At 44.2% G+C, this 17,224-nt stretch carries 19 protein-coding genes, 4 tRNA genes and 1 riboswitch; of the genes, 7 read left to right on the top strand and 16 right to left on the bottom strand.

Annotation, left to right across the window (positions count from 1 at the left end):
* A complete protein-coding gene (trhO, locus tag KCV09_RS08405) occupies window positions 1–933 on the bottom strand; it encodes an oxygen-dependent tRNA uridine(34) hydroxylase TrhO (protein ID WP_004943210.1) in 933 nt (310 codons plus the stop codon).
* 275 nt (window positions 934–1,208) lie between these two features.
* Here trhO and KCV09_RS08400 point away from each other — a divergent pair, with 275 nt between their 5' ends.
* A complete protein-coding gene (locus KCV09_RS08400; protein ID WP_212515024.1) occupies window positions 1,209–1,697 on the top strand; it encodes a DUF1289 domain-containing protein in 489 nt (162 codons plus the stop codon).
* A gap of 38 nt (window positions 1,698–1,735) precedes the next feature.
* Here KCV09_RS08400 and ribB read toward each other — a convergent pair whose 3' ends face one another.
* The 12 genes from ribB to KCV09_RS08340 form a co-directional block, all read right to left on the bottom strand.
* Window positions 1,736–2,395 carry a 3,4-dihydroxy-2-butanone-4-phosphate synthase gene (ribB, locus tag KCV09_RS08395; protein WP_151815487.1) on the bottom strand — a complete coding sequence of 220 codons (660 nt, stop codon included), beginning with the start codon at window positions 2,393–2,395 and terminating at the stop codon, window positions 1,736–1,738.
* A 98-nt stretch (window positions 2,396–2,493) separates the two neighbouring features.
* Window positions 2,494–2,640: riboswitch (FMN riboswitch) on the bottom strand.
* 143 nt (window positions 2,641–2,783) lie between these two features.
* Entirely contained in the window at window positions 2,784–3,164 is a 381-nt protein-coding gene (panD, locus tag KCV09_RS08390; protein WP_004941003.1) for an aspartate 1-decarboxylase, read from the bottom strand.
* 136 nt (window positions 3,165–3,300) lie between these two features.
* On the bottom strand, window positions 3,301–3,882 hold the full coding sequence (gene pth / locus KCV09_RS08385; protein ID WP_004941001.1) for an aminoacyl-tRNA hydrolase: 582 nt from the start codon (window positions 3,880–3,882) through the stop codon (window positions 3,301–3,303).
* Window positions 3,883–3,901: 19 nt separating this feature from the next.
* Window positions 3,902–4,198, bottom strand: coding sequence for a 50S ribosomal protein L25 (rplY, locus tag KCV09_RS08380; RefSeq protein WP_004941000.1), 297 nt, complete (start codon window positions 4,196–4,198; stop codon window positions 3,902–3,904).
* A gap of 96 nt (window positions 4,199–4,294) precedes the next feature.
* Window positions 4,295–5,248: a ribose-phosphate pyrophosphokinase gene (locus KCV09_RS08375; protein WP_004929444.1), complete on the bottom strand. Its 954-nt coding sequence runs from the start codon at window positions 5,246–5,248 to the stop codon at window positions 4,295–4,297.
* Between the two features lie 37 nt (window positions 5,249–5,285).
* Window positions 5,286–5,360, bottom strand: a tRNA-Gln gene (locus KCV09_RS08370).
* Window positions 5,361–5,451: 91 nt separating this feature from the next.
* Window positions 5,452–5,526: transfer RNA gene (locus tag KCV09_RS08365), tRNA-Gln, on the bottom strand.
* A gap of 17 nt (window positions 5,527–5,543) precedes the next feature.
* A tRNA-Gln gene (locus KCV09_RS08360) sits at window positions 5,544–5,618 on the bottom strand.
* A 23-nt stretch (window positions 5,619–5,641) separates the two neighbouring features.
* Window positions 5,642–5,716 (bottom strand) — tRNA-Gln (locus KCV09_RS08355).
* 13 nt (window positions 5,717–5,729) lie between these two features.
* The gene (gene ispE, locus KCV09_RS08350) at window positions 5,730–6,551 is read right to left on the bottom strand and encodes a 4-(cytidine 5'-diphospho)-2-C-methyl-D-erythritol kinase (protein ID WP_212515023.1); all 822 of its coding nucleotides are present in this window, start codon (window positions 6,549–6,551) and stop codon (window positions 5,730–5,732) included.
* Between the two features lie 13 nt (window positions 6,552–6,564).
* Window positions 6,565–7,146 (bottom strand): lipoprotein insertase outer membrane protein LolB, encoded by a 582-nt coding sequence (gene lolB, locus KCV09_RS08345; protein ID WP_212515022.1) that lies wholly within the window; start codon window positions 7,144–7,146, stop codon window positions 6,565–6,567.
* A 3-nt stretch (window positions 7,147–7,149) separates the two neighbouring features.
* Window positions 7,150–8,853, bottom strand: a complete 1,704-nt coding sequence (locus KCV09_RS08340; RefSeq protein WP_212515021.1) for a tetratricopeptide repeat protein — start codon at window positions 8,851–8,853, stop codon at window positions 7,150–7,152.
* Between the two features lie 87 nt (window positions 8,854–8,940).
* Here KCV09_RS08340 and hemA point away from each other — a divergent pair, with 87 nt between their 5' ends.
* Window positions 8,941–10,233: a glutamyl-tRNA reductase gene (gene hemA, locus KCV09_RS08335; protein WP_212515020.1), complete on the top strand. Its 1,293-nt coding sequence runs from the start codon at window positions 8,941–8,943 to the stop codon at window positions 10,231–10,233.
* 6 nt (window positions 10,234–10,239) lie between these two features.
* Here the strand turns inward: hemA and KCV09_RS08330 are convergent, their stop codons facing one another.
* The gene (locus tag KCV09_RS08330; RefSeq protein ID WP_212515019.1) at window positions 10,240–12,126 is read right to left on the bottom strand and encodes a DNA primase; all 1,887 of its coding nucleotides are present in this window, start codon (window positions 12,124–12,126) and stop codon (window positions 10,240–10,242) included.
* Between the two features lie 147 nt (window positions 12,127–12,273).
* On the bottom strand, window positions 12,274–13,323 hold the full coding sequence (locus KCV09_RS08325) for an outer membrane protein assembly factor BamD (protein WP_212515018.1): 1,050 nt from the start codon (window positions 13,321–13,323) through the stop codon (window positions 12,274–12,276).
* A 72-nt stretch (window positions 13,324–13,395) separates the two neighbouring features.
* Between KCV09_RS08325 and rluD the strand changes: the two genes are divergently transcribed.
* The 3 genes from rluD to KCV09_RS08310 are packed head-to-tail and all read left to right on the top strand — an operon-like array spanning window position 13,396 to window position 15,803.
* Window positions 13,396–14,448, top strand: a complete 1,053-nt coding sequence (rluD, locus tag KCV09_RS08320) for a 23S rRNA pseudouridine(1911/1915/1917) synthase RluD (RefSeq protein WP_025094360.1) — start codon at window positions 13,396–13,398, stop codon at window positions 14,446–14,448.
* Window positions 14,449–14,470: 22 nt separating this feature from the next.
* Window positions 14,471–15,211, top strand: coding sequence for a peptidoglycan editing factor PgeF (pgeF, locus tag KCV09_RS08315; protein WP_149931175.1), 741 nt, complete (start codon window positions 14,471–14,473; stop codon window positions 15,209–15,211).
* Between the two features lie 40 nt (window positions 15,212–15,251).
* On the top strand, window positions 15,252–15,803 hold the full coding sequence (locus tag KCV09_RS08310) for a flavodoxin family protein (RefSeq protein ID WP_004940973.1): 552 nt from the start codon (window positions 15,252–15,254) through the stop codon (window positions 15,801–15,803).
* A gap of 36 nt (window positions 15,804–15,839) precedes the next feature.
* Here the strand turns inward: KCV09_RS08310 and smpB are convergent, their stop codons facing one another.
* A complete protein-coding gene (gene smpB / locus KCV09_RS08305; protein WP_004940972.1) occupies window positions 15,840–16,316 on the bottom strand; it encodes an SsrA-binding protein SmpB in 477 nt (158 codons plus the stop codon).
* Window positions 16,317–16,457: 141 nt separating this feature from the next.
* Here smpB and coaD point away from each other — a divergent pair, with 141 nt between their 5' ends.
* Complete coding sequence (coaD, locus tag KCV09_RS08300; protein WP_004940969.1) at window positions 16,458–16,949, top strand: pantetheine-phosphate adenylyltransferase; 492 nt, start codon at window positions 16,458–16,460, stop codon at window positions 16,947–16,949.
* Between the two features lies 1 nt (window position 16,950).
* A complete protein-coding gene (locus KCV09_RS08295; protein WP_025094358.1) occupies window positions 16,951–17,214 on the top strand; it encodes a YfhL family 4Fe-4S dicluster ferredoxin in 264 nt (87 codons plus the stop codon).
* Window positions 17,215–17,224 lie beyond the last annotated feature (10 nt).

Raw genomic sequence — 17,224 nt, 5'->3', positions numbered from 1 at the left:
TTAAAGACGTTTACGTTTCGCGGCTGCAATTTGTGATTGACGCATACGGAAACCTTCTTTTTGTTTTTCTGTGGTTTTGTCTATGCAGTATACGCACGATACGCCGTGTTCATAACTTGGAAGCGCCACCTCTTCAGGTGTGAGCGGCCAGCCACATGCATGGCATTTTACATTTTGACCTTCTTCGACACCGTGAGTGACTGCTGTACGGCCATCAAACACGAAACATTCACCTTCCCACATGCTTTCTTCGGCAGGTGTTTCCTCTAAGTACTTCAAAATACCGCCTTTAAGGTGATACACCTCTTCAAAACCTTCTTGGAGCAATAAGGAGGTCGATTTTTCACAGCGAATCCCGCCCGTACAAAACATCGCAATCTTTTTATCTTTATGCTGTTCCAGATTCTTTTTCACATAATCTGGAAACTCACGGAAAGTTTCTGTTTTAGGATCGATCGCGCCTTTAAATGTCCCGGCCTTGTACTCATAATCATTTCGGGTATCAATCAGAATAACATCGTCACGACGGATCAAATCATTCCACTCTTTTGGATCTAAATAATGTCCAACCAGATCACGTGGCTTCACTTCCACACCCAAAGTCACAATTTCTTGTTTGAGTTTGATTTTCATTTTTCGAAATGGCTTGTCTGAGCTATGCGATTCTTTGTATTCCATCGCATTGAAGCCTTCATTCAATAAAAATTGACGAATAGTATCAATTGCGTGGCGATCACCCGCAACGGTACCGTTAATGCCTTCACTCGCTACGATTAGAGTTCCACACAGATTGATGGTTTTGACCAGATCAAGAAGACGTTGTTGCAAATCTGCAGCATCGGCTACTTCTTTAAATTGGTACAACGCGGCAACCACCCAATCATTGGTCGCTTGCTGTTCTACAGGTGCAAGCTGTTCTACAGTAGCGTTCATGGAAAACTCCAAACATAGATAACAAAAATTTAGGCGCATATTCTAGCTCGAATTTTTCCAATTGGCGAGAATTCAATACATTTTATAGGGATTTATTTGTCTAAGATGGAATATGTAAAAATGCCTAAGTTTTATTCAAAATCACAGGATGGATTTTAAAGTTTAAAGACTAAATATTGTGTTTTTTTAGATAAAGCATACAATATATAGTAGTTTTTGGCGTTTATGAGTCATCTTATAAACGCGTATTGTAATTAATCGATAGGGAGATAAGTGTGACGCAAGATCGACGCATTACCACTTTGACGCCTTGCGCAGGGCGCTGTTCGACGACGTTTGGAGATAACGTCTGCCGTGGTTGTCGTCGTTTTAGCCATGAAATTATTCATTGGAACAGTTACACCCCAGAGCAGCAATTAAGCATCTGGACACGTTTAGACATTCAGTTAGACCAGATTCTAATTCCAATGCTCCCTCATGCCAATCTGGCGCAAGTTTTCGCGTTTCTCAAATTAAAGCGCGTACGTCTGTTTGAGCATGCATCTACTGGCCGCACTTTATATCATGCCTTGAAAGTGTGCGAAAAAAATATCTATCTGGTTGATGAAAGTGGTCTAGGTATTCAAAGTCACCAAGTCAAACCGCTCTGGCAAGAGTTCGAACGTCGCATTTTATCCTTGGCTCAGGCCAGCTATGATTTTGCATGGTTACGCGCCGATGGCATGAAACAACACTTACTCGAAACGGTAGAAGATGACTTTTAAAAAAAGCCCGATGTCGGGCTTTTTTTGATCTGATAATCTTAAATTTGATGCTTTAGGCGATACTGCACCAATTCTTCAATGGTAATTACGGTCAAATGATGAGTTTGTGCATACGCCAATACCTGAATACCTGCTGCCATTGTGCCATCTGGATTGGTCAGTTCACATAACACGCCAGAAGGTTTTAGGCCTGCCAAACGTGCCAGATCAATTGTGGCTTCGGTATGACCACGGCGGGTCAATACGCCACCATCACGCGCGCGTAAAGGGAAGACATGGCCTGGACGATTTAGATCACTGGCGACCGCACCATCTTTAATGGCAGCTTGAATGGTGGTAACACGGTCTTTGGCTGAAACGCCTGTGGTAACGCCATGTGCAGCCTCAATGGTGACGGTAAAGGCGGTATGAAACTGGCTGGAATTGTTTTGTACCATAGGAGGTAGCTCCAGATGATCGGCCAGTTGTTCTGAGAGGCAAAAACACACAATGCCTGAACCGTCTCGAATCATACGCGCCATGGTCTCTACATTGAGAGTTTCGGCTGCCACAATCAGATCGGCTTCATTTTCACGATCAAAATCGTCCATCACCAATACCGGTTTTCCGGCACGCATATCTTCAAGTGCTTGCTGAATACGTTGTTCGGCTGGAGAGAGGGTAGAGAAGAAAATTTCGGGTTGAATCAAACTAGACATATGAAATGCTCACGTAATGGACTGTACGGTTAAACATTTCAGGACTGATGAGAAATGGGGGCGCAGCAATACCACCCCAAAATGGTGGTATCGTAAAACGTCGTCTTCTTTCATCCGGACTATACCGTCGGCTCTGGAATTACACCAGATCTGCGCTGAAAGCATAACTCACTTTGCTGCGCTCGCGGGCTTGCTCGTGCTGAGCTTACCGCCGGTGGGGAATTGCACCCCGCCCTGAAGCGATGTGTGAATAGTATAGCGTTTTTTGCATGATTTCCGAGAGCCTTTTTTAGAACAATCAGTTCTATGCATAGTGTAAATTTTGCTTTGCCAAGCGGTATAAACACAAAAAAGCCCGCAGATTGCGGGCCTTTGGGCGTACAGTCATTTAAGCGACTTGTACCGGAATACAGTTTGCCGTGTGGTTGACGGTATTATCTGGATTTGCATACACTAAACGCGGTTTGTGCGCATTTGCTTCGACTTCGGTAAAGTCACCAAAGGTTGCAATAATAACTAGATCACCTACATCTGCCTGATGTGCAGCGCCACCATTCACCGAAATAATGCCTGAACGTTCTTCACCACGAATGGCATAAGTGGTAAAGCGTTTGCCATTGGTGACATTCCAGACATGAATTTCTTCATATTCACGTATCCCTGCCAAATCCATCAAGACACCATCAATCGCACAAGAGCCTTCATAATGAAGTTCGGCATGTGTGACTACGGCACGGTGAATTTTGCATTTTAATAATCGAGATAGCATGGCCAGCGTCTCCTGAGTTGACATAAGCGTCTGATCTTGTCCTTGAATCGGCACACGTTCACATCATTGTGAGCGAGTATGCGCATTTTGCTCTGATTCAAATCGCATGGCAAGCCTGATTGTTCAACAATTTATGCTAATTTGGCTTATATGCATTAATTTGGTTCATGGCTTGAGAGATTTGGCCGTCGACCAACAGTCTTAACTTTGACAAGGCATGATGAATGGCATCGTCCATAAGGCTCTGTTCGCTTTGTGGTGCTTTACCCAAAACGTGCCCAGAAACGCGATCTTTCGATCCAGGATGACCGATTCCAATTCTTAAGCGGTGAAAGTTTGGCCCAATATGCGGCACAATATCACGTAAACCATTATGACCACCGTGTCCGCCGCCTGTTTTTAAGCGAATCACACCTGGGTCCATATCTAGTTCGTCATGCGCAATCAGAATAGATTCAGGGGGAATTTGATAAAACTTTGAAAAAGGAACAACACTTTGTCCCGAACGATTCATGAAAGTAGTTGGAATTAAAAGACGAACATCGTGTCCTTCAATTTGGCCCCGTCCTGTATATCCATGAAACTTTGGATCTTTTTTTAATGTAATGTGATACTGATCTGCAAGTTGCTCAACAAACCAGAATCCTGCATTATGACGGGTCTGGGCGTATTCCGTTCCCGGATTACCCAGACCAACAATTAGCGAAATCTTAGACACTAATTTACGCCTTGAACACTTATGCGCGTTTGAAGTCAGCGTGCATAGGCGTGTTTTTAGCAGGGTGACGTTGTAACGCTTGGATTTTCACGTTTTCAACTTTGTCACCAAGTTTGATTTCAACAACTTCTTCAAAGAAAGCGTTGTTATCAAGCGCTTTAACAAGTTCACGAAGTTCGATTGTTACTGCTACAGGCTCAGCTTCACCACCATAGATGATTGCTGGAACAAGCGCTTCGCGACGAAGGCGGCGGCTCGCACCTTTCCCTTGCTTGTCTTCGTTACGCGCAGTAGCGTTAAGTACAAAATTTGCCATGAGATAAATCCTCATTAAAGTAAAATAAACTAAACTTGCGACCAGTTTAGTGATAGAAAACCCCAGCCAAGGCCAGGGTTTGAAAAATTCGGGCTATTATAGATAACTATCAAACATCGCGCTAATAGATTCTTCGTTATTAATACGACGAATTGTTTCAGCGACCATGCTTGCTACAGATACTTGGCGGATTTTGCCTAAATTCAATGCTTCAGGAGAAAGCGGAATGGTGTCAGTGACTACCAATTCGTCAAGCACAGAATTTTGCAAGTTTTCTAATGCCTTACCTGATAAAACAGGGTGAGTGGCATAAGCAACAACACGACGAGCACCAAATTGTTTCAGTGCATCGGCAGCTTTGCAAAGTGTACCGGCAGTATCAACCATATCGTCAACAATGACACAGTCACGATCTTTCACATCACCAATCAAATGCATCACTTGTGATTCATTTGCTTTTTGACGACGTTTGTCGATGATTGCAAGGTCGATATCACCCATTTGTTTTGCAACAGCGCGTGCACGTACCACACCACCAACGTCAGGTGAAACCACCATCAAGTTGTCATGCGATTGCTGACGCAAATCTGCAAGCAGGGCAGGCGTACCGTAGATGTTGTCGACAGGGATATCGAAGAAGCCTTGGATCTGGTCAGCATGAAGGTCGATCATGACAACACGGTCTACACCCACAGTGGTTAGCATATCTGCAACAACTTTTGCGGTAATAGGAACACGTGCTGAACGCGGACGACGATCTTGACGAGCATAGCCAAAATACGGAATAACAGCGGTAATACGACCAGCGCTAGCGCGACGTAATGCATCTGCCATCACCAAGATTTCCATCAGGTTATCATTGGTTGGAGCACATGTAGGCTGTACGATGAAAACGTCTTTACCACGAACATTTTCAGTAATTTCTACTGAAATTTCCCCATCAGAAAAGTGACCGACTGAAGCAGCACCGAGAGGAATATGTAAATGGCTTACGACTTTCTGGGCGAACTGTGGATGAGCATTTCCACTAAAAACGACAAGATTGGGCATGAAGCACCCTTGGCGGTTGGCATGTAATGAATTTGGATGGCAGGGGCGGCTGGATTCGAACCAACGGATGGCGAGATCAAAACCCGCTGCCTTACCACTTGGCGACGCCCCTAATGCGGCAGAACTTTAATATTTTTGCCCGCTAATGTCAAGGAAATTGAGTATTAACGTGACAGTAAATTCAGTCTGACTTTATAAAGATATGGCAGGGGCGGCTGGATTCGAACCAACGGATGGCGAGATCAAAACCCGCTGCCTTACCACTTGGCGACGCCCCTAAAGTTGAAATCTGTAATGGCAGGGGCGGCTGGATTCGAACCAACGGATGGCGAGATCAAAACCCGCTGCCTTACCACTTGGCGACGCCCCTATTACAGAATTCTCAGGTGAAGATGGCAGGGGCGGCTGGATTCGAACCAACGGATGGCGAGATCAAAACCCGCTGCCTTACCACTTGGCGACGCCCCTAAATATCATTCTTTTACAAACATAAAGGAGATTGTTTTAACCCGTGAACCACATAAGCTTTACATGGGGCATGAGTAACAATTTCGTTCACATTCATATCGGAAGTGACCTCAGTAAAAACACAGGCACCTGTTCCTGTAAGCTGTGCAGAACCGAACTGATCGAGATACTGCATCGCTTCTTCTACTTCTGGATATAGGCTTCTAGCAAGTGCTTCAAAGTTATTTCCAAAATCAGAAGGCTTCATCTGATAGGCGCAAAATGTAGTGCGCTTAGAATCTCTTGTCAATGTTTTTTGCGAAAAAAGCAGTTGAGTGCTGATAAAACAGTCAGGTTTTAAAACAATGTATTGTTTTTGATCTAAATCTACAAAAGTAAGCTTTTCTCCGACTCCTTCGGCCCATGCATTTTTTCCATAAACAAAAATCGGGACATCTGCACCCAGACTTAAACCTAAATCTGCCAATTGATCAATTGATAGGCTGCATTCCCAAAGGCTATTGAGTACCCGTAAGGTGGTGGCTGCATTGGATGATCCGCCACCTAGCCCTGCACCCATGGGAATATTTTTTTCTATCAAGATGTGTAAGCCACAGTATTTTGTTGCATATGGTTTGAGCAGTTGTGCGGCCCGGTAGATTAAATTTTGTGTCAGATCGACCTGCGCAATTCCCTCAATTTCAATTTCATGCTTGTCGTTTAATGGCGTAAAGGTGAGCCAATCATACAAATCAATCAGTTGAAAAATGCTTTGCAATTCATGATAGCCGTCGCTGCGACGGCCCGTGATATGTAAAAACAGATTCAGTTTTGCAGGTGAAGGAACGCGCATCATAAGGGGATTTGACTTAACGATTTTGAATAAGCATTGTAATACGATTTTCCTGATTATCGGCAAGCGCTTGCTTTAAAATCAGTTTGTTGGGAAGTTTTTGTTGATCGTTATAACTCAATGACACATCCCAACCATCTTCAACAATATTGGTTACACGGCCATTTTGATCTTGTGTCGTCTTTGCAGACATTGTGGCAGGTCTAGCTTGTACCCAGTTCACCAAATGCGTAATCGGAGCTTGCCAGCCAGTTGCACGCTCTAACAGCTCTTCAGGCGTTTGTGCAGTAATCAAGCCAGTTTTGGCGCTGTTTAAGCTCACTTGTCCGGGTTTGCCTGTAATTTGAGTTTTACCAACCCCTAAAATACCGCTGAGCTCAATATCAAATTGATCTTGATGCTGAGACCAAGTAAAAAAGGCGCTGCCAGACTGTTTTGGTGTGCGAACGCCAATTTTACCTTGTAAATCAAATTCATTAAGCTGTTCAGTTTGATTCTGAGTAGCCGGTGATTGCGATTTGACGATGTGCTGACAACCGGTAAAAAATAACGCGCTCGAGCAGCATAGGGCAAGGGAAAGACGAGATGTGGTAAGCATAAATTAACTCTTTTTAGTTGCTGTCGGTAAAATTAGCGCATCGAGTTGCTTTAATTGTGGATCATTTGCATTTTTTTCTTTGAGCTGTTGTAACACTTGGCTAAATTCGGTCAGATTGCCTTGCATGTATAGGGCTTTGGCCAGCCGTACACCAATATTCACATTCTGGCTTATTGCATACGCCTTGCCTAGAGATTCAATCGCTGCATTGAAATCATTTTGCAAAAAGGCGATATATCCCAAGGTATCTAAAATTGAGGCTTGTTCGGGAGCATATTCAAGGGCGAGTTGAGCATACTGACGAGCTTCATCTAAGCGTCGGTTCTGTAACGCCAGTGTATAAGCATAAGCATTCAGATAGGTCGGGCTATTTGGCTCGATGAGCAGCAACTGTTTTAATGTGCGATCCAGCTTGTCGCGATCTGAGAAAGGATCCAGCATCAGCACTTCGGCATAGATCAGTTCAGGATCATCCGAAATATTTTTAATGGCTTCATCGAGTAAGCGCAATGCGGCTTTCTTGTTGCCCATTTTCTTTAAAATTTCGGCCTGTGCCTGATATAAAAAACTGGCATGCTGCGGATAATTGACCCGCTCTTGGGTTAAAAAACGTAAGGCATCGTTTAGATTGCCCTGTTTTTCAAATATCGACACCAGATTACGCCTAGACACCACATACAAGCTGCCATCGACCAAACGATAATACGCTTTTGCTGTTTCAAAGTGCTGCTTGCGCTCTGCATTGACGGCCAAATAATAATAGGCGTCATTCTGATATTTTGCAGAGTAACGTAAATCGACCAGATATTGCTCGGCTTTCTCGTAATATTTTAAATCGATACTGGTAAGGCCGGCAATAAACTTGGCATCTTCATTGTCAGGCCACATTTTGATAATGTCTTCGAGCTTTTTTAGCGCCAGTTGTGGCTCACTATGACGAATAAGAAAGCGCGCTTCAGCCAGTCGAACATCTAGGTTGTCTCGATGACGACGACTGGATTTTGCCAGCCATTTCTGTGTTTCTTCAATTTCGCCTAGGCTGGTCAGCAAATTGGCTTTCATTAAAATAAAGCCCGTGACCTTCGGACGCTTTTTTAGGGCCTTGTTGGTGTTGTTAAGAGCATCCTCTAAATGCCCATTTTGTGCCTCAAAGCCTGCAATCATGACCAAAATCGAAGGGTTTTCTTTCTCTTTACTGGTTTTGAGTGTAGCCAATAAATTTTCCCGATCTTCTTTGGATTCGGGTGCAATACCGGCAAGAATTTGTTCCAGATCGGCATTGGGGTCGATGGTTAAAATTTTATCCAGTGTATTGGCAGCCAGTTTGTATTCATGCGCACGCAGCGCAATATGTGCCAGATAAAAGAGTGCAGGCACATCTTCAGGCTCTTGAACCACCCAATGTGTTGCAATATCCAGAGCGGCTTTTAAATCGTTGTATTCGAGTGCAATATCGAGTGCACGCTGTTTAATGGTGGTTGAATTACTTTTTATTGCGAGTACAGTGTAGTTATGAATGGCGGTTGGAATATCATCATAAGCCAAAGCAAATTCGGCAATCATGCTTTGTTTAAGCGCATCGGTATTTAATGCGGCTGGATGAAATTCATCCACAGCTTGTCCATGTGCTGTCGAAGCCATGCTACCGAGCAACAAGAATGTGGTAGAATATTGTCTAATGGATGTACCGTTTAACCGGTTATTCATTTGTCGCAATTTTTAGTAATCCAAGTAATGCTTTTTATGACACCGATATTGCACAATAGCATAAATTTAGCGAAATGATGATCTGATATGTCTTTCTTTGCATTGGGTGTCAACCATCAAACAGCTTCAGTCGAGTTGAGAGAACAAGTCGCGTTTAACGCAGAACGTTTACGCGATTTGTTGACTCAACAGCATCGTCATGCCGATTTAAACGATATGGTTGTGGTGTCTACCTGCAATCGTACCGAAGTCTATGCCATGACTGAGCATGCCGATCTGATCTTGAACTGGTTGGCCGAAACCAATGGTATTGAGATAAAACAGTTACTTCATCATGTTTATCGTTACCAAGATGCGCAGGCGGTCACACATTTAATGCGTGTAGCCAGTGGACTCGATTCGCTTATGTTGGGCGAGCCTCAAATTTTGGGGCAAGTCAAAAGTGCACTGGCTTTGTCTAAAGACGCACAAACCGTTTCTTCCGACTTAAACCGCATTTTTGAATACGCATTTTATGCAGCCAAGCGTGTTCGCTCCGAAACAGCGGTCGGTAGCCATGCTGTATCGATGGGTTATGCGGTTGCGCAATTGGCCTTACAGGTGTTTAGTCAACCAGAAAAACTTACCGTCATGATGGTCGCTGCTGGTGAAATGAACACTTTGGTGGCCAAACATCTGGCCGAAATGGGTGTGGCAAAGGTTATCATCTGTAACCGTAGTCAAGCGCGGGCAGAGCAGTTATCGCAAGAAATTGCCCATCAGGTAGAAGTCGAGATCATTGCATTTGATCAACTGGCCGACAATTTACACCGTGCTGATGTGGTGTCGAGTTGTACCGGGAGTTTACATCAGGTCATTTTTTATCAAGATATCAAGGCTGCACTCAAAAAGCGTCGCTATAACCAGATGCTACTGGTCGATTTGGCTGTTCCGCGCGATATCGATCCGAAAGTCGAAACGCTAGACGGCGTGTATCTGTATGGTGTAGATGACTTACAAAGTGTAATTGATGAAAATTTGGCGCAGCGGCGTCAGGCGGCAGTTGAAGCCGAAGTCATGGTGAGTCAACTGGCCAGTCAATTGCTCACCCAGCAAAAAATTCTGCAAGCAGGCAGTACAATTCATGCTTATCGTGCTCACAGTGAGCAGCAACAGCAACTTGAGTTAGGCAAAGCCTTAGCTGCCTTGCAAAAAGGCCAAGCACCAGAAGAAGTGATGACACAACTGGCGCATCGTTTGACCAAAAAGCTCATGCACCCCACATCGATCTTGCTGCGCGAAGCGGCGCAACATGAACATCCAGACTATTTTGAGTGGATGAAAAATCAGCTCAATGATGTGTTTAAGCATGAGCGCAAGCCAAAAAATACAGCAGACTAAGTATTGTTAAGACAATAAGCGTAAACTGATTTGCTTGGTCAATTCGTTCAGTTGCTGACGCAAATTACGCGATTCGATGAGCGAAATAGGCGTTTTGAGTTTCATTCTTAAATATTTTTCTTGTAAACCCAGTGCATATTCTTTGGCCAGTTTGTCGGCAGTTTCTGGTGCATGCATCAGATTTTGAAGGTTTGTTCGCTCCAAAATATCTGCAATTTCATGTCGATATAAATTGCATGCGCCCAAAATATAATAGGTCGCGAGCTCTTGGTCGTCTGGCAACTCTTCAAAAACACGATCCAGTACCGATAAAATCTTGGCCAGAAGTTGATCTGGCGCGATCACGGCGCGTAAGGCCTCAAAATGAATATACAGATATGGATGTTGAATCAGCAGTGCAATCGCCAAGTCTTCATCTTTGGTCTGAATATTAAAGGACAACGATGCATCATGACTGACTTGCGGAGTAACCTTGCGCCCCAGTCCTAGCTTTTCTCGAAACGACTGCGTTAACAAATAACGATATGAGCCTTGTTTAGGCAATAAATCGGTCAGCTCACGGAGTTCCCCCATGACCTGACTTTTTCCTTCAGGCGTTGAAATATCGTGCTGCTGAGTGAGGTGTGCAAAAATGAAATCAGACAGTAATGGTGCCTGCTCAAGCAAGCGTTGAAAATGCTCGAGTCCTTCACGCCGAATGAGTGAATCTGGGTCATGTTCTTTGGGCAATACAAAAAACTTGAGTTCCCGCCCATCATTTAAAGAGGGCAATGCAATTTCCAAGGTTCGACGTGCGGCTTTTTGACCGGCCGCATCGCCATCGAAAGCCACGGTAATGCGCGAGTTTTGCTTAAATAGCGTATTCAGGTGATCGACATTACTGGCCGTGCCTAACGTTGCTACGGCTCCATATACGCCATACTGCTGCAACGCAATGACGTCCATATAGCCTTCGACCATCAGCCAGTCTCTGGCTTTAAGCTTGCGCCCTTCATACAGTCCGTAAAGCAGCTGATTTTTATGAAAGACATCCGAATCGGGGGAATTGATGTATTTGGGTTTGATTTCGTCGTTGAGTGCGCGGCCACCAAAGCCCACCACACGACCTTTATGATCACGAATCGGAAAAATAACCCGTTCACGCAGGAGATCAAAGTCACGCCCACTGTCGCTAGAACGAATCAGCCCGACTTGCTTTAAGCCTTCTACGTCGTAAGGAAAGGCTTTTTCCAAATGCTGCCAGTCTTCCGGAGCATAGCCCAAACGCCAAAACTGAATCGTTTCTGCAGTGAGTCCACGCTGTTTAAAATATTGCTGGGCTTTAATGCTATTTGGAAGTTGTCGTTCATAAAATTGCGCCACGTTTTCCAGCAAATCATATAAATTGCCTTCTTGTGGAATATCATCATCAAAAGATTGATAATTTTGTTCAAACTGCGCAAATGGATCATCCATAAACACTGGCGCTTCGAGTGCCTGTGATGCATCGGATGTTTCATTTGAGTTCGTCTCTGTTATCGACGTTTGAGCTGGTACTGGTGCGATTGGCTGCGGTTTTTGTGTAGCGCGTTTATAAGAGAGTTTCTTGCTTTCAAAATTGTCTTTAGGGAGTTCTACGCCCGATTTGCTCGATAACTCTTGCATAACATCGATAAAGTTGCGCCCGTCGATGTCCATTAAAAAACGAATTGCATTACCGTTGGCCTGACAACCAAAGCAATGGTAATAGCCTTTGTCACGATAAACATGAAAAGAAGGAGTTTTTTCTTGGTGGAATGGACAGCAACCAGAGTAGGAGCGCCCTGATTTTTTGAGTTTTACGCGTTGGCCAATCAATTCTACCAGATCGGTTCGGTCTAGAATTTGATCAATGGTATGTTGAGGAATGGCCATAACAGAAAGAATCCCGAGCACATGCAAAAAAGCTTCAATTAAATAGTGTAGCTGAAGCAAACAAAAAAAAGAATTTTGATCGTAAGTAAAAATGAAAGGGCAAGTCCATGCTTGCCCTTTTCAATGTACTTTTAAACAACCGATATGTTATTTTGCAGCATCTGCTTCAGTTGTACTTGGTGCGGCTTGTGTCGCTTGTGCTGGTGGTTTTGGCATCTCGGTAGTGCTGGTATCAACCGTTTTTTGTTTGTCGAGTAAACCAAAGCTTAAACGATTGGTCCAGCTCCGTTTTTCTGTGCTTTCTACGTTGCTTGAAGTGGTTTCTGCGTTTGCATTGGCTTTGGCTTCACGACCAAAAATACCCAATGTTGCGCGGTTAACCCAGCTCGCATCATGACGAGATGCCGCAAGATCTACTGTTCCGTTCGCACGAACCAAGTTCGGGTAGTTCAGTTTTAACAGATTAACGTACTGTTCTGAGGTGGTTTTATCGCCAATTTCATTGTAGGCATAAGCCAGAGTAGCCAATGCTTCAGGCGTTTGAGGCGTTTGAGGGTAATGCTCTACCACCCACTGCGCACGATCAATGGCTGCAATCCAGGCTTTACGTTTAATATTAAAACGTGCCACATTCATTTCGCTTTCAGCCAGCTCTTGCCCGATAAACTTCATGCGCTGTGCTGCATCGACCGAATATTGACTACTTGGGAAACGGCGAATTAAATCGACAAAGTTTTGATAAGCCAACTTCATGTAGCTGGTGTCACGGTGTGACTGCTGTAAAGAAGTATAGCGCATCAAGCTGTCGTAGTTTAATTCCATGTTGGCAACGCCACGAATATAGTACGCATAATCCACGTTTGGATGCTGTGGATTCAGGCGAATAAATCGATCGGCTTGTGTGACCACGGTTTCAAATTCTTTTTGCTGGAATTTTACATACAGAAGATCGAGTTGTGCTTGTGCCGAAGATTGACCTGTTGGATAGTAGGTATCAATTGCTTCTAATGATTTTGCCGCTTCAGAATATTGACCGCGATCAAGCGCTTGCTGCGCTTTTTGCATGTAAATTTGTTCACTTGACTGAGGGCCTGTATCGACTACTTCTTTTTTGGGATTACTGCTACAGCCCACCATTGCAGCCGCTACGCCAAGAGAAAGGGCAAGCATGGTAATCTTATAATTTGGTAGCGACATAAAAACTCCTCTGTTTAATACGGGCAATGAGCTACAATTGCGCTATTAAATCACTTTTATCTGAAAGAGCAAATGACTTCAGCACAATCTTCGAATCCTAATCTCTCCGAAACAGACTTCAACTTACTCGAAGATTCTGAGGATGCAGATAACCATACTTCTGAGCCAACTGCAACACGTTTATCGTTGCAAGTTCAACTTGATCTTGAATACTTGGGTCAACGTATTGATCAAGTGGCGGCATCGGTGTGGAGTGACTTTTCACGTGAGAAATTAAAACAGTGGATGAAAGACGGTCACTTGTTGGTAAATGGTGAAATTGTAAAGCCAAAATATCGCTGTGAAGGCAATGAACTACTGACTTTGAATGTAGAGCTTGAGGCACAGACCACCAGTAAGCCTGAAGACATTCCGCTGGAAATTGTTTATGAAGACAATGATATTCTGGTCATCAACAAGCCTGCCGGAATGGTGGTGCATCCGGGTGCGGGCAATCATACGGGAACTTTGGTAAACGCGCTCTTGTATCATTATCCAAAAGCAGCCGAGCTCACCCGTGCCGGATTGGTACATCGAATCGATAAAGACACCAGTGGCCTTTTGGTGGTGGCTAAAAATCTTGAATCACAATTTTCTTTGAGCAAACAATTGGCAGATAAATCGGTATATCGAATTTATGACCTGATTGTATACGGCAACATTGTGGCAGGTGGCACTATTGATGAGCCGATTAAACGCCATCCGGTGGATCGTATCAAAATGACCATCTTGCCTGGTGGTCGCGATGCCGTAACACACTATAATGTTAAAGAACGTTTTCAGCATTTCACGCGTATTCAGGCGCAGCTTGAAACAGGCCGAACGCATCAGATTCGCGTGCACTTTAGCTACATTGGGCATGGTTTAGTTGGCGATCCGGTGTATATGAGTCGTGTACGCGTACCGGCAGGTGCCAGCGAGCGCTTAAATATCACTTTGCGTACGTTTAAACGCCAAGCGTTACATGCAGCCAAATTGGGGCTGGTACATCCGAAAACTCAACAGGAAATGATGTTTGAAGCGCCATGGCCAGAGGATTTCACCCATCTGGTTGAGGTATTACGTCAAGACAACGCTGCTTATTAATCCAAAATTACAGGATCGTCGCATGGACTTTGTAAAAGGTTTACCCGCTGGAGTATATGTGGGGCAGACCACCATCATGCATCCTCAAGCGAAGCCGAGTTTGATTCCCGAGCTTGAGGGCTTTAATTTGGCCTTGCATGTTCACGATGATCCGTATCGTGTGCAGCAGCACCGAATGAGCCTACTGAATGAGTTAAGCGCTTATGGCGTGAAGCAACTGACGTGGATGACCCAAACCCACAGTACGATTTGTCATACTGTCAATCAAGCACTTAGTTTTGATGCATTAACTGGCGATGCACTGATTACCCAAAGCAAGGCACAGGCGCTCATGATCATGACCGCAGACTGTCTGCCTGTGGTATTGGTGAATCGTGCGGGGACTGAGGTGGCTAATTTGCATGCCGGCTGGCGTGGTCTTGCAGATGGTATTATTGAAAATACCATCGAGTCGATGCAAAGTGGCCCTGCCTATGCATGGTTAGGTGCAGCCATCAGTCAGCCGTGCTTTGAGGTCGGTTCAGAAGTACAGCAGACCTTTTGTGCCAAATACCCCGATCTCGTCACCGCGTTTGAAGAAGGTAAACAGCCCGGTAAATTTCAAGCCGATTTGTATGCAATTGCACGCTATATTTTGCAGCAATCTGGTGTAGAAACGATTTTGGGTGGCAATCAATGTTCGTATCGTCAAGCGCAGCATTACTTTTCGCATCGGCGAGATCCGAAAACCGGGCGTATGGCGACATTCGTGTTCATGCAGTAAAACTGCTAAACTTTCATTAACTTGGTGATTAAAGCATCTTATGTCGCAGATCAGAAAATCTCTCTCAATCGTTTATCATAGTCCTTATGGTCATACAGCTAAGGTCGCGGCATATATTGCACAAGGTGCCAAAAAAATGGGCATTGAAGTACATCTGATGCCGATTGAGCATATCGACTGGGATTTACTTGATGCCTCGCAAGGAATTATCTTTGGCTCACCCACTTATATGGGAAGTGTTTCGGCAGATTTTAAAAGGTTTATGGACAGTAGCTCCAAACGTTGGAGAGACCGGATCTGGCAAGGTAAACTTGCCGCAGGTTTTGCCAATTCTGGCGGCTTAAGCGGTGATAAGCTCTCGGTGCTACAACAGATTCATCTGTTTGCCATGCAGCACGGCATGTTGTGGTCGGGTTTACCTTTGATGAGCACCGGGCACAACCAAGATGATTTAAACCGTCTGGCCAGCAGTCTAGGGCTTATGACCCAGTCCGATAATGCGCCTGTAGACATTACGCCGCCACAAGGTGATTTAGACACTGCCATCTGGTTTGGTGAGTATATTGGTGGATTATTGTATCGTTTGCACTGAGTCCAGAGCTAAAAAAAGCCTCAATTGAGGCTTTTTTTATTTGTGCATTAAACGTGCTTTGTCACGTTGCCAGTCACGATCTTTTTCTGTGGCACGCTTGTCATGTAATTGCTTACCTTTCACCAGCGCAATTTCAAGTTTGACCAAGTGGCCTTTCCAGTAACAGGCGAGGGGAACACACGAATAACCTTTTTGATTGACAGCACCCATGAGTTGATCAATTTGACGCCGTGACAGTAACAGTTTACGCGTACGTGTCGCTTCAGGAACAACATGGCTGGATGCGGTTAAAAGAGGCTGAATTTGGGCACCAAACAGATAGGCTTCACCATTTTTAAAGATGATATAGCTTTCCGTCAGGCTCATACGACCTGCGCGCAAGGATTTCACTTCCCAGCCTTGCAAAGACATACCCGCTTCAAATTTTTCTTCAATAAAATAATCGTGACGCGCGCGTTTATTCTGCGCAATGGTCCCGCCATTATTTTTTTTAACTACTACTGCTTTCGCCATAATCTTAAAATTCCAAAGTTATGCCTATTGTGCCCTAAACCGCGACTGAGGTGAAGTTTTTTCATTTTAATGGAGTGACTTCGCTATGAAATCAAGATTTGCTAGAATCAAGACTTACAAAATAAACTAGAGTAAAAACGGATGTCTAAAACACGTGTAATCTATCCAGGCACATTTGATCCTATCACCAATGGTCATGTAGATTTAGTCACCCGTGCATCCCGAATGTTTGATGAAGTCGTGGTCGCAATTGCGATTGGACACCATAAAAAACCACTTTTTAGTCTTGATGAGCGTGTACGTTTAGCCAAATCCTCTCTGAGTCATCTACATAATGTAGAATTTGTTGGCTTTGATGGATTACTGGTCAACTTTTTTCGTGAGCAAAACGCTACTGCGGTATTACGAGGTTTGCGTGCTGTTTCAGATTTTGAGTACGAATTTCAGTTGGCCAACATGAACCGACAGCTTGATCATCATTTTGAAGCGGTATTTTTAACGCCTTCAGAACAATACTCGTTTATTTCATCGACTCTGGTGCGTGAAATTGCTCGCCTACGAGGCGATGTCGCCAAGTTTGTGCCTCAGGCTGTGGTTGAGGCATTTGAACAAAAACATCAGCAAGGTTGGTAACGTGTCACTTTTTATCACCGAAGAATGCATCAATTGTGATGTCTGTGAGCCGGTTTGCCCCAATGAGGCAATCTATATGGGTGAATTGATTTATGAGATTCATCCCGATTTATGTACCGAATGCGTTGGACATTTTGATCAGCCGCAGTGTCAGCTTTTTTGTCCTGTCGATTGTATTCCAAAAGATCCGAATCATGTCGAGACACAAGATCAGCTCATGCAGAAGTATCAAAAACTAATTGATCAAAAAAGCACGAGCAATTAAATCAAATCTT

The sequence above is a fragment of the Acinetobacter soli genome (genome assembly GCF_018139125.1).
GTDB classification, from domain to species: Bacteria; Pseudomonadota; Gammaproteobacteria; order Pseudomonadales; family Moraxellaceae; genus Acinetobacter; species Acinetobacter soli.
Note: the sequence above shows the minus strand (reverse complement) of the source record. Positions and strands in the feature narration are given on the sequence as shown.